Genomic DNA, 15,806 nt, shown 5'->3' with positions numbered 1-15,806 from the left:
ACATCTTACTACTTTTATTTATTAAAATATATGGAGTTAATTGTGGGTGGATTTATATTATCTAAAAAAAATTGGAATTATAATTATGTTAAGAGATCGATAAATATTTTCGAAAGAAAAAATTTAGCCCCAAACAAAGAAATCGATTTTTTGGATTTCAAACTAATTATTTATAAAAAAAGATCAGTTAACAATGAAAATTTTTTTCAATTCAGCAATTCAGACTTTATTGCCTCAACTGGAACACCTGTTTACAAAAATAGAATAGGTGAAGAAGCTGCTAAGAACCTTTATCAAGATATTTTGACATCAAAAAATATAGATTTTTCAAACCTAAGGGGTCATTATTGTTATTTAATAAAAATCAATGATAAATTTTTAATCTTTAATGACTATAATGGTCTATACCATGTTTACCATGATATTGATAAAAATGTTTTTTCCAATTCTTTCCTTGCCATATCCGAGATTTTATCACATAAGGAAGTGTCTGCCCCAGAGCTTTATGAATATATTTTATATGAGTCAACTTTTGGTAGAAAGACAATTGTAAAAAACATCAATCAATTAAACAATAGATACATACATGAAATATGTCCTGGGAAAAAAGAAATAGAAAAATATTATACGATTGATGATGAACCAAACTATTTAAAATTTGATGAAACAGTAAAATACACAAGTGAAAAAATAACTAATTATTTCAAATGTCTACTAGATAATTTTCAAAGCATGACTCTTGGCTTGAGCGGAGGATTCGATTCACGCCTGATTTTAATGTGCTTATTAAATAATAATAGAAAACCTAAAATATATACCTCCGGTAGTAAAGATTCTTTTGATGTTAATTTCGCAAGAAATATTTGTAAAACCTTTAATTTGGATTTTACACATTATGACTTAAAGGAAGAACATAAATATTCAGTAGACAGATATAAAGAATTAATAGTGGAGAAATTTATAAACACTGATGGGATTGTTTATAATGGAATTTTTTCATCTTTTGGAACGGGCATGGATATTGACAGTAGTGAAAAAGCGGAATTAAATTTTAATGGTGCTGGGGGGGAAATATATCAAAGTTTTTGGAAACTTCCAGGTAACTCGCTAAATATTAGTGAATTTATACAATCTAGATACAATAATTTTAATTCTGATCTAACAACCAATATTTTTAATAAAACTGAATTCTTTAGAACATTAGGAAAAAAAAACTTAGAGAGTCTGGACTTTAAACCTAAAAATTCAAAAATCTCAGGCGATCTTATAGAACTATTGTATCCTAATTTTAGATTAAGATATTGGTTTGGGAAAATAACTTCAAGATTAAATCAATTTTGTTATTCATTAGTCCCTTTTTCAGAACCATACTTTTATTTTTATAGTTATAAAATTCCTATAAAATTTAAAGTTGGTGGTAAATTCGAAGCCGCTTTACTAAAAAATATAAATCCTGAAATAGCAAAGTACAATTCGCAATACGGGTTCAACTTCTTTGAGGGGCCACCTTTAAAACACCAAATTCTAGATTGGTTTAAAATATACACTCCAATTTACATAAGACCTTTATTTAGAAGGGTCAAATCAAAAAATTTATCTGGTTTACAAGAATTAAAAGAAAATAGCAAAATATTTTTTAACGATCCTTTATTAATTGATGAATTTATCAATCGTGATAAAGTTACTAATATTGAAATGTACTCAAGAATATTAACCGTTGAATATTTTTTAAGAAATTTTATGTGATAGAATGAGTAGATATCTCATGGGTAAGAAATAATATGACCATTATAGCTACTAGTGCAAGCAAGTTAGAAATGATTTAACTTTCAGAATATTGAAAGTTAATACTGGATTGATTTATTTACTTGAGTTAATCCTTGAATACTTCCGAAACTATTTCACAAATTTTATTACACCCTCTTCGTTTTGAGTATTGAGCTTAAAACTGACAACAACAATTAAGTTCCCCATATCTTTATTATTTTGAGATTCGATGCCTGCCGCATAGCCAAAATTTTTTTATTTACTTTAAAAATTATTTGGCCTTTCCAAAGGTAACAATATGAAAATAACTTAGTACTCTTTTCTTATTATTTCTATTGAAATAATTCTTGAATTTAATTTCCTCAAAATCCATAATAAATTGAAAACGAGAATTCCTTTATTTGCTTATCATTAAACGAACCATCGTTTTGCTCACTGGATATATTTGTCGACTTAAATCTGGATTCAATATTCAGTTCGTGCAATAATTCATATTTCAAATTAAGACCAAAATATTTATAGTTATTTCTTAAGCCAAATAAAAAGTCGGGTTCAGGCTGCTTATATTGACCGCTATAATCTCCACTCCCCTTTCGAATGTACGCTCCCCAAATATTCGCTTGCAATCCTCTTATAAATCTATATGTTAAATCCACATAGATAAGGTCGGAATTATGGCCCATCCAATGACCCATTAAGTAAGATGAATTAGTATAGGTCTGCGCAGGATCATGATGACCATATACGAAAGGATTGATTCTTGTGTACTCTGTTGAAAAAGTTAAATTATCAATTGGGAAATCATTTACAGATGAACCAAGGGTATAACCTAACTGCGTTCTTTGCCTCTTGCTAGTTGCGCCACCATAACTTGTATTAATGAACAAAGAACCATTTATTCCTCCAATTGTTAACTCATCTATGAATAGAGTTCCGTAAAAATGTGTATTACTCAAATGATCCTTCGAGCTGAGTGTTATAAATATTTGCTGGTTTGCATCGCCAGGTTTATTAATTCTATTACTGATGTACTCATCAGCCAAGTAATAAAACATAATGGGCATTAAATATAAAATTTCCAGCTCATCACTGTAAACAACAGATTCACCAATCGAAATATCCAAACCCCTGAGTGGTGTTATGGTCAAAGAATGCCACGCAAGGTATTTGTCTCTATAAATATTTCTGTTATATGCCGCAAGATTAACTGAATCGATTATATTTGATGAGAGCCACGCATGGAAGTATTTAAAGCTAAACCAGTCTACCGGCTTTATGTCTAGGCGGATAAAAGGAAAAGAAGGGGCCTTATTAGAGAGGACAAGATTGCCAAATTTAGCATAACCATATTCAATGAAATCTTTTGCAATTACCACATTTCCCCATCCCCAATCTGCTGATATTGAAGACCTTACATCGGTGTAAGCTATATCTCTTCCGTAATCACTAATTTCAGGAATAATCCCGGTTTCAGGAGTAAAATCCCTTTTAATATCAAGATTACTTCCTTTTTCATTATTAGTTTTAAAATAAAAACTAATCCCTATCTTATCCAGAAGATAACCATATGTAGAAATCCCCATCCATGTTCGGAAGATTCTTTCCTTTTCCGGGTAAATCAAATTAAATCCAAAAATCGGATTTGCTATCAGCTTAAATGTATTATCTGCATAAGAAAAAAATCGATATCTTTCAACTTCATCCCCTTCAAAATAGCTTAAGAATTTTTTGTCAATGTTTTCTTTGCTAAAACTGCTAGTTTCTAAAAAGTAATTCTTTTCAAAAAATTCCAGTTCATCCTTTTCCAGGTTAGTAAGCATTTCCATTTTAGTTCTGGCCTCAACCAGCTTTTCAGAAATATACTTTTTTGATAAAGGTTTAATAAGATCATCCAGTTCTATTATCCCTTTGTTACTTAAGCGTTCTAAGAAAGGATAAACATCATTATCTAATGGTTCGTAAACAATTTGAGCTTTAAGAGGATAAAGCATAAGAAGTAACCATAAAATAAGAAATTTTATTTTTATCATTTTTTTAATAATAGTGAATCTAAATTATTTTGAGTAATTGGTTCTACACGTTTTTTATAATAGTGCTTAAACCACTCCACAAACTTGCCAATCCCCTCTTCAATTGGTGTATTCGGTTTAAACCCAACTGCATTTATCAAGTCATCAACATCTGCATAGGTTGCAGGCACATCACCTGGTTGTATAGGCATAAAATTCATTGCTGCCTTCTTACCTAATTTTTCCTCAATTATTTCAATAAACTTTAATAATTCAATCGGCTGATTATTGCCAATATTATATAACTTATAAGGTGCAAAGCTCGTTGCACTATCAGGGTTATCACCGTTCCATTTGGGATTCGCTTCCGGTAGAACCGGGATCAATTTAATTATTCCGTTCACAATGTCATCCACATATGTAAAATCTCTTTTCATCTTTCCGTTATTATAAACGTCAATCGGTTTTCCCTCAGCAATCTTTTTTGTAAAAATGAATAAAGCCATATCAGGTCTTCCCCAAGGACCATAAACTGTGAAAAATCTGAGCCCGGTAGTGGGAATTTTGTATAAGTTGGAATAAGTATGCGCCATGAGTTCATTAGCTTTTTTTGTGGCTGCATAAAGTGATACGGGATGATCAACGTTATCATGAACTGAAAACGGCATTTTTGTATTAGCTCCATAAACTGAGCTTGATGATGCATAAATAAGGTGTTTAACTGGATTGTGCCTGCATCCCTCAAGGATATTTAAGAAGCCGGAAAGATTACTATCAATATAGGAATATGGATTTTCTAAGGAATATCTGACACCGGCTTGAGCAGCTAAGTTAACAACATAATCAACTTTTTCATTAGCAAATAGAGTCTTTATTGCCTCTCTATCAATAAGATCAGTTTTATGAAACTTAAAATTGGCTTTACCTAGAAGAAGATTAAGTCTATCTTTTTTCAAATTGACGTCATAATAATCATTTAGGTTATCCAATCCTATAACTTCCCAGTCGCCCTCACATAATTTTTGCGAAAGGTGAAAACCTATAAATCCTGCAGCTCCTGTTACTAATATTTTTTTGTGCATTTAGTAATATTTTTTAAAGTCGATTATCGATTAACTCTCTGTTCAATATACCTTTTACATCATAGACTACTGCACCGTTGGTGCGCAATGACAGAAAGTCCAACTCTTTAAATTGATTGTGGGCTACAGCCAAAACAACACCTTCATAATTTTTGTTCTGTATTTCATCTATGCTGCAAAGTAAATCAATACCATATTCATGCTTAACTTCTTCTTTGTCTGCCCAGGGATCAAAAACATCAATCAAACAGCCAAATGATTTTAGCTCTTTAATTATATCTATAACCTTTGAGTTTCTTATATCAGGGCAATTCTCTTTGAAGGTAATTCCTAAAACTAAAACTTGCGATTTATTAATTTTGTGTTCTTTTTTTAATCATTAATTTAACCAGTTGGTTTGCCACAAAAGCCCCCATTTGATCATTAATTCTTCTTCCCGCTAAAATTATTTCGGGATTATAACCCAGCTTTACTGCTTTGTGAGTAAGATAATACGGATCTACACCGATGCAATGTCCTCCAACCAATCCTGGTCGGAAGGGCAAGAAATTCCATTTTGTGCCGGCTGCTTCCAAGACATCAAGTGTATCAATTTCCATCAAATCAAAAAGTTTTGATAATTCATTTACGAATGCAATATTGATATCTCTTTGAGCATTCTCAATTACTTTGGCCGCTTCTGCTACTTTTATTGATGGGGCGAGATGAGTTCCGACAACAATTATACTCTGATACAATTTATTCAAAGCTTCAGCGATCTCAGGAGTGCTTCCGCTTACTATTTTCTTAATCGTACTTACTCTATGCTCTTTGTCGCCGGGATTGATTCTTTCAGGACTGTATCCACAGTAAAAATCTTTGTTGAATTTTAACCCGCTAAATTTTTCAAGAATTGGGACACAATCTTCTTCGGTGCAGCCTGGATATACAGTTGATTCGTAAACAACTACATCTCCCTTTTTTAGTACTTTACCGACTGTTTCACTCGCCTTGATTACTGGAGTGAGATCCGGAACTTTAAAATCATCGACGGGTGTCGGAACAGTAACAACAAAGACGTTCGCTTTTTTTAAATCCTCTAACTTATTTGTGTAAAACAGTTTATCAGCTTCAGCTAACTCTTCGCCAGTAACTTCTAATGTTCTATCATTACCCTTTTTCAGTTCATTTATTCTTTTTTCATTTATATCGAAGCCTATAACGTGATACTTTTTACCAAATTCTACGGCTAAGGGAAGGCCGACATAACCTAATCCAATTAGAGCTAAGACAACAGATTTGTCTTCAATTTTATTTTCTAAGTTCATTTATTTTATCCTTGGTTTGAAAATGTTAAATAATTGAAAATTGATGAGCAACATTTATTCCAATTAAATTAACGAAATTTAGTAACCAAATTAGCTAAAAGTGAGTAAAAATTCTTAATTGGCCACCAAATATTCTGTTATTCTCTCGGCAGTCTTGCCATCCCAATATTCTGGAATCTCGCCTTTTTTAATATCACCTTTAAGTATTTGCCTGGCAACTTTTTCAACGTCACCCAAATTAGTTCCAATAAGTTGATTTGTGCCAACTTCAACGGTCACAGGCCTTTCGGTGTTATTCCTTACTGTTATACACTGAACACCTAAATAAGTACTCTCTTCCTGAATGCCTCCGCTGTCAGTAATTATTAATTCGGCATTTTTTGTTAATGAAAGAAAATCAATATAACCGATCGGTTCCGTCAGAATTACATTTTTATTCTGATTATTGTCATATCCTTCTTCTTCGAGATTCTTTTTGGTTCTCGGATGAACCGGAAAAATTATTTGTCTTTCTTCAGATAGATTCTTAAACAATGTCATGAGATCCTTTAGAAATTGCTTTGAATCAACATTGGAAGGACGATGTAACGTAAATAATAAATACTTTGAAGGAATAAGATTATAATTTTTTAGGATTGATGATTGTTCGGCCTTAGGTAAATACTGAATCAAACTATCAATCATTACATTACCAACAAATCGAATTTTATCTTGAGAAATGCCCTCGTTCTTCAGATGGACCAGCCCGCTTTTTTTCAGAAACAAATAAGTAATCTGAAATTGCATCCGTTAAAAGTCTATTTATTTCCTCAGGCATTGTTCTGTCAAAACTCCTTAATCCTGCTTCTACATGTGCCACTTTAATATTTAGTTTTGAAGCCACTAAACTGCAAGCAACAGTAGAATTCACGTCGCCAACTACAATTATTAAATCCGGTTTTTCAGAAAGTAGAACTTTTTCAAATTCTATCATAACATTTGCTGTTTGTTCTGCATGCGAACCAGAACCTACACCTAAGTAAAAATGAGGTTGGGGCATTTCAAGATCTTCAAAAAAAACTTTTGACATTTTTTTGTCATAATGTTGACCTGTATGACAAATAAGGTGTTTTACCTTCCCATTATATTTTTGAAATGCTTTGTGAATCGGGGCAACTTTCATAAAATTGGGTCTAGCTCCAACTACAGAAATGATCTTTTTCAATTTATTCCTTATACGTTAAATGATATAATAAATATTCATTATCTATACCATGAATATTTTAGATAAAGTTGTGAGTAATGAACACAGAAATTTCTGACTAATTAAAAAACTTGACTAGAGACGAAATAACGTATTCAGTATCCTCATCACTTAATTCGGGGAACATAGGTAAGCTTAATATTCTCTGATATAATTTTTCAGTCACGTTCAGATTAGACTCTCCTTTTATCCGTCCTAAATACGCTGGCTGCTTATGTATAGGCGATGGATAATGCAGCGCAGTCCCTACATAATTTTCTGCCAAAACTTAGCTAGTTCATCACGTTTTTCATACTCGATTACGTATAAATGATAGACATGATAAGTATTCGAAATGGAGTAAGGAATTTTTAAATTTAACTCGTGGAAGGCCATTGCATATTTTGCCGCAATTTCATTTCGTCTAGCATTATCTTTATCAAGCTCCCTCAATTTGATCCTCAAAAATGCTGCTTGCAGTTCATCCAGCCTTGAATTGACTCCCGGTACATCGCTTATATACCGTTGATGCCACCCATATTGCCTAAGGGCAAGTACATTCTCGAATATTTCAGATGAATTAGTTACAATGGCACCACCATCACCAATTGCACCTAAATTTTTAGTTGGATAAAAGCTGAAAGCTGCAGCATCGCCAAAGGAACCAACTTTTTGGTCACCTACTTTGGCACCATGCGCTTGCGCGCAATCTTCAAGAACTTTAATGCCATGTTTATTTGCTATCTCAACTATTTCTTTAATTCTAGCCGGTTGACCATAAATATGGACAGGAACAATAGCCTTTGTTTTAGAAGAAATGAGTTTAGTAATCTTTTCTGGGTCAATGCATCTTGTATCTTCTTCGATGTCTGCAAAAACCGGTGTCGCTCCAGTCATTTCAATTGCCGCTACAGTTGCTACTGCGGAATGTGATACTGTGATTACTTCGTCTCCAGGCTTGACGCCAATCCCCTTTAATGCAACTGCAATCGCATCAGTTCCGTTAGCCACACCAACACAATAATTCACACCGATATATTCAGCAAATTCCCTTTCAAACGACGAGACTTCGTCTCCTAGAATATACATCCCTTTCTCAATCACCGATTCTGCAGCAATCAAAAACTCGCTCTTTTTCCTAATAAACCGCGATCTTGGATTTGATACAGGTATAAAATCTTTGTTCATTGATTTAAATATCCCAATAATTTTTCTTGAATTCCATATAGAACTCGATTGTCCGCTTAAGACCATCTTTCAAATCCACTTTTGGCTGCCAACCTAGTTTGGAACTTATCTTATGATAATCAGCATAATAATCACCAATATCAATTGCTTTTCGATCTGTAGGAAATGTAACCAGCTCGTAACTAGCTTGGTTTGAAATTTCTATCATCAGCTTGGCTGTGTCCTCCAAATTGATTGGATCATCAGCACCAAGATTAAAGATCAATCCATTTGCATCGTTTGATTGAGCTGAAAGTATAATAGCATCTACAACATCTTCGACATAATTAAAATCTCTAATCTGTTTGCCATCTCCAAAGACAAGTATCTTATTCCTTCTATTACGTTCTTTATCCAAATACCTAAAAAAGTCTGTCGGGCATCTTTAACCCTCATTCTCGGTCCGTAAGTATTGGTTAATCGTAGAACAACAGACCTTATCTTGTAGACATCATGATAAAGCAGGTGATACCACTCCCCAGCCATTTTGTTAATTCCATTCACGTCCACGGGATATAAAGAATGCTTTTCATCAACGGGCAGATACTGTGGTTTTCCGTAAATCTGTCTTGTGCTTGCAAAAACAACTTTTATATCAGGATTATACCTTCTGCAAGCTTCCAGAATGGACAACTGAGCTCTGGCATTAATTCCAAGATCCGTATAAGGATCATTCATTGAATCAATATGACTTGTCTGTCCTGCAAGATTAAATAAATAATCCTGATCTTTAATTAAATACTTCATCGAATGTTCATCTCGAACATCTGAAATATTCAGCTTCACTTTATTTTTTATCGGTTCAAGATTGAAAAGATTCCCTCCATACTCAGGAATAAAGCTATCAACTATGGTAACATTTGCACCAAGTTCAACAAGCCGAATTGCCAAATTTGAACCAATAAAACCAGCTCCCCCTGTAACAAGTACGTTCTTATTTTTGATATTATCAAATTTCTCCAATAATCACCTATATTTTTTAGTCAGAAGCTATTTTATACAGATATTCGCCATAACCACTTTTCTTTAGCGGTTCACTCAACAAAATTAAATCCTCTTTACTGATAAAACCCATTCGAAAGGCGATTTCTTCAATACATCCAATTTTCAGGCCCTGTCTTTGCTCAATTACCTGTATAAATTGACTTGCTTGAACTAGAGAATCAAAAGTACCGGTATCAAGCCAAGCAGTGCCACGACCTAATACAGTAACTTTTAATTTTTTATTTTTTAGATAGACTAGATTTACATCGGTAATCTCATACTCCCCTCTTTTAGAAGGTTTTAATTCTCTGGCAATTCTAACAACATCATTGTCATAAAAATATAATCCAGGTACCGCATAATTGGATTGGGGAGATTGAGGTTTTTCTTCAATCGAAATTACGTTATAATAAGAATCAAAGTAAACAACTCCATACCGCTCTGCATTAGATACTTGATATGCGAATATTTTTGCTCCGTCAGGATCTTTGGATTCTTGAAGCTGCTGCTGCAATTCGTTCCCATAAAATATATTATCACCCAATATTAGTGCAACACTATCTTCTCCAATAAATTCGGACCCTAAGGTAAATGCCTGCGCCAAACCCTTTGGTTCAGGTTGTTCTTTATAGTAAAAACTACAACCTAATTTCCTTCCATCTCCGAGCAATCTCTTAAACACTGGCAAATCATTTGGGGTGGAAATGATCAAAACTTCCCGAATACTTGACATCATTAATACAGAAAGCGGATAGTAAATCATTGGTTTGTCATAAACTGGCATGATTTGTTTACTAATTGCTTGGGTTATGGGGTAAAGTCTAGTACCTGATCCGCCCGCTAAGATTATGCCTTTCATTTCGAATTCCTAAATTTTAAATACTTTATTTAATAAAAATAATATGGGCAATTATAGAATAACTATCAATTTATAAGCAACTTTTGTAAATAATAAAATTCATATTAACAGTCTGAATGATTATAAGTCTTTTAATTATCTTCACGAAGTTTTACTGATTGCAGACTCATTGCGAACTAAAAGTATAGTTGATTATTAAGGTTAATTTTGGTCAACAAACTTAAAAGTCGTTGAATGAATTAAATATCTCTCAAACACCTGGGGTTTTCAATCACTTGAAATATTTTCACCTCTAAATATCGCAAATATTATGCCTCAAAAAAACACACTTGTGATGCTAAAAATTACCATTTTTTAAGTATAGTGTTTTATTCTAAGAAATATAAGGAATTATTTGGTGTTTTAATCTCCTCATACTTCCTTCTCGTTAAAAAGTTGTGGTTGAATCTTTCCCCTAGCTTAGGGGGAGTCAATAGTCGCATCATTTCTCAGAAAAATCATAAACAATAAAACTAAAAAACATCTGAAAGTGAAATTTGTCCCGTGATACATTTATTGACAAATGTTCCTTAATAAATTAGGTTTACGTTAAACTTATTATCATTTATTCAAATCAAACAGTATGGCACAACAACATTCATTTGATATTGTATCGGAAATTGATCTTCAGGAAGCTGATAACGCTATAAACCAAGCATTAAAAGAAATCACCCAGAGATACGATCTGAAAGATTCTCATACAACTATTGAGCTTAACAAAAAGGAAAAATTGCTTACAATTAATACGAAAGATGATTACTCTCTAAAAGCTAGTTATGATATTCTTCAAACCAAATTTATAAGACGAGGAATATCGATAAAAGCGCTTAAACCAAAAGAAGCCGAAGAAGCATCAGGCGGTAGGCTAAAGCAAATAATTACATTACAAAGCGGTATTTCAAAAGACAATGCGAAGCAGATCACAAAAATGATAAAGGATATGCAGTTAAAAGTTAATTCTCAAATTCAGGACGAACAGGTGCGTGTACAGGGTTCTAAAATTGATGATCTTCAAACTGTAATTAAAATGATAAAAGAAGCAGATCTGGATTTCCCGACTCAATTTGTAAATCTTAAATAGCATCACCCGGCATAAGCTCTCAGCAACTTTTCTTTGCCAAGCGAATTTACAATGTCAAATTCCTCTTCCGAAATTTTTCTTTGTCGCCATAATAATTATGATCGACACTATCTTTCATCTCTTCCGCTTTAACCCGCAACGAAGTTAGCACCTGCAGGTTTTCCACAACAATATTTGTCGGGTCATTCGCATCAATTCTGCCCTCTACCAAATACGGACCCATCGACATAGTAAGCTCCGCAACTCTGTAATAAACCTTTGGAAAGATCACTGCCTCAAAAGTTCCGGTCAAATCTTCAAGTGACAAGAATTTCATTATATCTCCTTTTTTTGTTCTTATTCTCTTCGATGTCATGTACCAGCCCACCATTCTTGCATTCTTTCCACGGTTTTTTATCATATCTTTTGCCCTAATAATGTGATTGTCCTTCGTCCATTCGGGAAAAAAATTCAGCGGATGGCGCGTAACCATATAGCTGAAAGCCTCATATTCATTGCGGCAAATCTCTTCAACAGAATAATTAACATCTGTACTTACATCACGTTCAAGTGAAAAAGTATCATTCATAAAAAGATCGTTATAGTTTTCATTAAGAATTTTTCTGTGATGAATGTAAATATCGAGAAGGCGCAAAAGCTTTGGCCTTGTTATCTTGAAACAGTGCATTGCACCGCATTTAATTAGCAGCGCGGTTTCTTCATAACCCAACTGTGTACGGACAAGAAAATCCGCGAGAGAAACATACTTACCGTTCTCTTTCCGTTCGCTAATTATTTTTTCAATAGAATTTCTGGAAAGATTTTTTACCGCCAGCAATCCAATCCTCAGTACTTTCCCCCTTCCTGTGTATTCATACTCACTTTTGTTTATGCATGGAAGCTTAACTTCCAATCCGATTCTCTTGCTTTCCTGAACATAAACTGCAGGCGAGTAAAAACCGCCTCCATTGCTGAGAACACTAGCCATAAACTCTGCAGGATAGTGAGCCTTTAAGAAAGCAACTTGAAAAGAAAGCTGAGCAAATGATGCACTATGTGCTTTACAAAAGAATATCCGGCAAAGGACTCGATCTGACGCCACAGTTCCTTCGCTTGTTCGTCAGTCAATCCATTATTCTTAGAGGAAATAAAAAACTTATGCGTGATTTGTTCCATGGCTTTATGAGAACGCATCTTACCGCTCATTGCACGTCTTAACAAGTCGGCTTCCTCCAACGTAAGCCCTGCAATATGATGAGCAACTTTAATAACATCTTCTTGATAGATCATCACACCGTAAGTTTCGCTAAGATGTTTTTCCATTGCGGGAACCAAATATTTTCGCTTTAGCGGATCTTTGTGACGAGCGATAAACTCCTGCATCATTCCGCTTTCCGCAACACCAGGACAGAATAATTGAACTTGCCGCAGTTAGCTCTCAAAAGTCTCTACATCAAGCCGTCTAAGTAATGAACGCATTCCCGGCGACTCAATATAAAAAACATCCTATGGTTCTCCGCTTTTAATTAGCTCTAATGTCAGCTGATCATTAAACAGCATCTCAAAGTCATAGATATCAAAATTAACATTGTGAGTGTTACGGGAATTGGAGAGTAAAGATTGCAAATGCGCACACTATTCCTCCACTCCTTTGGAGCTTTATAAAGTTCGTATTCCGCTGAATTTCGAATAAATGGATTCATAAATAGTGAACATTTGTACACTATATAATATTTTTTATTTCAAAATCAAGAAGAAAAATTCTGATACCAATAGAAAATGACAATCAGTGATAGAAACTTTATATTTATGTAAGAACTAAATGGAATTCGGGAGAAAATTTTGAACACCGACGATGATTTTATTTGGACCTGCCAGTATTGTGGAATTCACAACGTGGTATGGGTGGATTTGACCGCAGGAAATAAGCTAGGATTTTATAGAAGATTGCAGAATTTGCTGCCGGCCAAATCGAATTATAATTACCATTGACAACGAAGAAAATGACTTTTATAGAAGCTAGACCAAGCGATGAATAAAGCTACTTTGAAAGGTTCAGAAGCACTTCAAAAATCTGATTAGTAACTTATTAGATAAAAAATCCGGGCCAAGCCGGATTAAAATTACACGTGAAAAAAATTAAGTGAAGATCATTTACTTGAACCGTAAGAAACGGTAAACTCTTCCTCATTGCCAGCGGTCTTAACTGCCCATACCCCAACGGCAGCATTTATTATTACCATGGCTAAAAAACTATTCCGGAATAATTCTAACAAACTCATATATCCTCCCCGGACCAAAGTTGATTTATTATTTTCTTTACGCTATAGTTGATAAAACTATCTTCTCTCGACTTCGAACATCAACTATTAAACCAATGAAAAAGTCTTTGTTTTTAGCTATTTTTTGCTCTATGCGCTCGCTAATAGAAACTTTTGCATGTAAAAAAGTAATAAAACGCTTATTTAATCCATTATCATACGAAGGAACGACGAGCTGTCTTCTTCATCATTTGCTTTCTGCTGTTCAACTTCTTTTTGGGATTTATCCTTCGGCCAGCTCAACTTGTTCGAGTTGAAAATGAATCCGCCATCAACATTTTCCTCCTCATTTTCCACATCTAATTGCGAAAGTGGCTTTTTCACTCTATAAATTGTTGGGACTTCAAGATCTGAAGAGTCAATCTCCGTTGCATCTCCTCCAAAATTAAATTTGCCCGCAAAGATATCAGGTTCTTTATGTTTAGCCTAAGACTCTTTGTTCCTCTTGAAATAAAGCTCCTTGAACCATCGAATCCTGTTGCGATGACTGTATAAGAAACATAATCGTTCATATGTCTTCTTTTGTACGCAACCAAAAATTACATTAGCTTCTTCACCGGCCGCTTCAAAATTATATTATTGCCTTCGTTAACTTCTGAATAGTTAAACTGCTTGAACCGGTAACATTAAGAAGAACACTTTGCCCTTTTGTTTACTCCTTCAAGAAGTGGACTTGAAATTGCCTTTTGACCGCTTTCCAATTGCACGATTTTCACCGCTTGCAACGCCGCATCCCATCAACGCTTCACCACTTTGATTCATAACTGCTCTGACATCCGCAAAGTCAACATTAATCAATCCTTCAACCGTAATCATATCTGCAATACCTCTCGTTGCTTCGCAAAGAACTTCGTTCGGTTTATCAAAGCCGCAAAAGCATTTGTAGATTTGTCAAGTATACTTAAAAAGTCGTTCATTAGGAATAACGTTTAAAGCCGTCAACATATTGTTCAATTCCTGATACCCTGTGTTCATTGCCTTCTTTTTCTTGCCTTCCCATTTGAATGGCTTTGTCCCAATTCCCCACAACCGCGATCCAATACTTTTGATCGGGAGGCTATGATCGGCGCCCTCCAGTACCGGGTTTCCACCTCCATTCCCGCAGTTTTAAATACCATGTCGCTTCCAGCAAGAACTCAGCAATTCTTTCACGACCTCTTCAATAGATTTTTTCCAACGTTGGGATCTGCTCCGGGCACCAAGTCCCCGCGCGTTATATTTGCACCGACTTGACTTTGTGCAGCTATTGTCGCCTTTCTTCTCAATACTTGTGCATCAGTATTGACCGAAACATATTCGACGCCTTGCAACCTGTTTAATCATGCTTTCGATGGCGTTGCATCCACCGCCACCTACACCAACTACTCTTTAATACTGCGGACATCGACTTGCCTCTGTCTAATGTTGCGAAATGCGACATAGTAACCTCCTTGTTATATATAATTTATATTTCATCAAAAACTTGTTGTAATTTTTTTTTAAAGAAGACGGAAACTTTATTTTTCTTTTATATCACTCTTTGGTTTTAGAAAGTTCTGATTATCGTTGGTTTTACCACCTGAACTCTGCAAAGCAAGCCCATTACTAAAACAAATTCGTGCTTTCAATATCAGGAGGTAACTTTGCTCCCATTTCTTGGGGAACACTGATTCTTGTTGGCAAAACCAAACACATCTTCTGCCAGTTCGGGCAACGACGGCCGGGACGAACCACTTCCAGCTTAAAATAATGCCTGCTTTAATTTCTTACTTAAAACCTGCAATCTTATCTCGTTATCAACAAGAATGAATAGTTTCCTCATTCTCAAACCTTATAATTCTGAGTAAGAAGACTTATCGGGATTTTAGGATTTCCTCTAGCACCAACCCGCGAATGAGAATAAACATCATCCTTATTATTGCTAAAACAATTCGCATAACCATATTCTTT

The 15,806-nt window shown here is 34.4% G+C and carries 9 protein-coding genes and 5 pseudogenes; 3 read left to right on the top strand and 11 right to left on the bottom strand.

Annotated elements, in window-relative coordinates:
- Positions 1-30: 30 nt before the first annotated feature.
- Complete coding sequence (locus IPM51_12455; protein ID MBK9285105.1) at positions 31-1,746, top strand: hypothetical protein; 1,716 nt, start codon at positions 31-33, stop codon at positions 1,744-1,746.
- Positions 1,747-2,129: 383 nt separating this feature from the next.
- Here IPM51_12455 and IPM51_12450 read toward each other — a convergent pair whose 3' ends face one another.
- From IPM51_12450 to rfbA, 7 genes and pseudogenes are all read right to left on the bottom strand, one after another.
- Positions 2,130-3,797: a hypothetical protein gene (locus IPM51_12450; GenBank protein MBK9285104.1), complete on the bottom strand. Its 1,668-nt coding sequence runs from the start codon at positions 3,795-3,797 to the stop codon at positions 2,130-2,132.
- A complete protein-coding gene (locus tag IPM51_12445) occupies positions 3,794-4,858 on the bottom strand; it encodes an NAD-dependent epimerase (GenBank protein ID MBK9285103.1) in 1,065 nt (354 codons plus the stop codon). Before IPM51_12445 ends, IPM51_12450 begins: the two co-directional genes overlap by 4 nt.
- Positions 4,859-4,871: 13 nt before the next feature.
- Positions 4,872-6,165, bottom strand: a pseudogene (gene tviB, locus IPM51_12440) (Vi polysaccharide biosynthesis UDP-N-acetylglucosamine C-6 dehydrogenase TviB).
- A gap of 114 nt (positions 6,166-6,279) precedes the next feature.
- A pseudogene (wecB, locus tag IPM51_12435) lies at positions 6,280-7,327 on the bottom strand (UDP-N-acetylglucosamine 2-epimerase (non-hydrolyzing)).
- A gap of 139 nt (positions 7,328-7,466) precedes the next feature.
- Positions 7,467-8,575 (bottom strand): annotated as a pseudogene (locus IPM51_12430) (DegT/DnrJ/EryC1/StrS family aminotransferase).
- A 4-nt stretch (positions 8,576-8,579) separates the two neighbouring features.
- Positions 8,580-9,577: pseudogene (locus tag IPM51_12425) on the bottom strand (GDP-mannose 4,6-dehydratase).
- A gap of 16 nt (positions 9,578-9,593) precedes the next feature.
- Positions 9,594-10,457, bottom strand: coding sequence for a glucose-1-phosphate thymidylyltransferase RfbA (rfbA, locus tag IPM51_12420; GenBank protein ID MBK9285102.1), 864 nt, complete (start codon positions 10,455-10,457; stop codon positions 9,594-9,596).
- Between the two features lie 622 nt (positions 10,458-11,079).
- Between rfbA and IPM51_12415 the strand changes: the two genes are divergently transcribed.
- Positions 11,080-11,577 carry a YajQ family cyclic di-GMP-binding protein gene (locus tag IPM51_12415; protein ID MBK9285101.1) on the top strand — a complete coding sequence of 166 codons (498 nt, stop codon included), beginning with the start codon at positions 11,080-11,082 and terminating at the stop codon, positions 11,575-11,577.
- Between the two features lie 46 nt (positions 11,578-11,623).
- On the opposite strand, the gene IPM51_12410 is transcribed toward IPM51_12415, so the two are convergent.
- On the bottom strand, positions 11,624-12,544 hold the full coding sequence (locus IPM51_12410; GenBank protein MBK9285100.1) for a hypothetical protein: 921 nt from the start codon (positions 12,542-12,544) through the stop codon (positions 11,624-11,626).
- Between the two features lie 23 nt (positions 12,545-12,567).
- Complete coding sequence (locus IPM51_12405) at positions 12,568-12,942, bottom strand: hypothetical protein (protein MBK9285099.1); 375 nt, start codon at positions 12,940-12,942, stop codon at positions 12,568-12,570.
- Between the two features lie 453 nt (positions 12,943-13,395).
- On the opposite strand from IPM51_12405, the pseudogene IPM51_12400 reads away from it, so the two are divergent.
- Positions 13,396-13,579 (top strand): annotated as a pseudogene (locus IPM51_12400) (CPXCG motif-containing cysteine-rich protein).
- 442 nt (positions 13,580-14,021) lie between these two features.
- Here IPM51_12400 and IPM51_12395 read toward each other — a convergent pair.
- Together IPM51_12395 and IPM51_12390 are read right to left on the bottom strand one after the other, a co-directional pair.
- Positions 14,022-14,201 carry a hypothetical protein gene (locus IPM51_12395; protein ID MBK9285098.1) on the bottom strand — a complete coding sequence of 60 codons (180 nt, stop codon included), beginning with the start codon at positions 14,199-14,201 and terminating at the stop codon, positions 14,022-14,024.
- Between the two features lie 336 nt (positions 14,202-14,537).
- Entirely contained in the window at positions 14,538-14,693 is a 156-nt protein-coding gene (locus IPM51_12390) for a hypothetical protein (GenBank protein MBK9285097.1), read from the bottom strand.
- Positions 14,694-15,806 lie beyond the last annotated feature (1,113 nt).

It is taken from the genome of Sphingobacteriaceae bacterium, assembly GCA_016715905.1.
Lineage (GTDB): Bacteria > Bacteroidota > Bacteroidia > B-17B0 > Aurantibacillaceae > Aurantibacillus.
The sequence above is the reverse complement of the archived record's forward strand: the minus strand, read 5'-3'. Positions and strand labels throughout refer to the sequence as shown.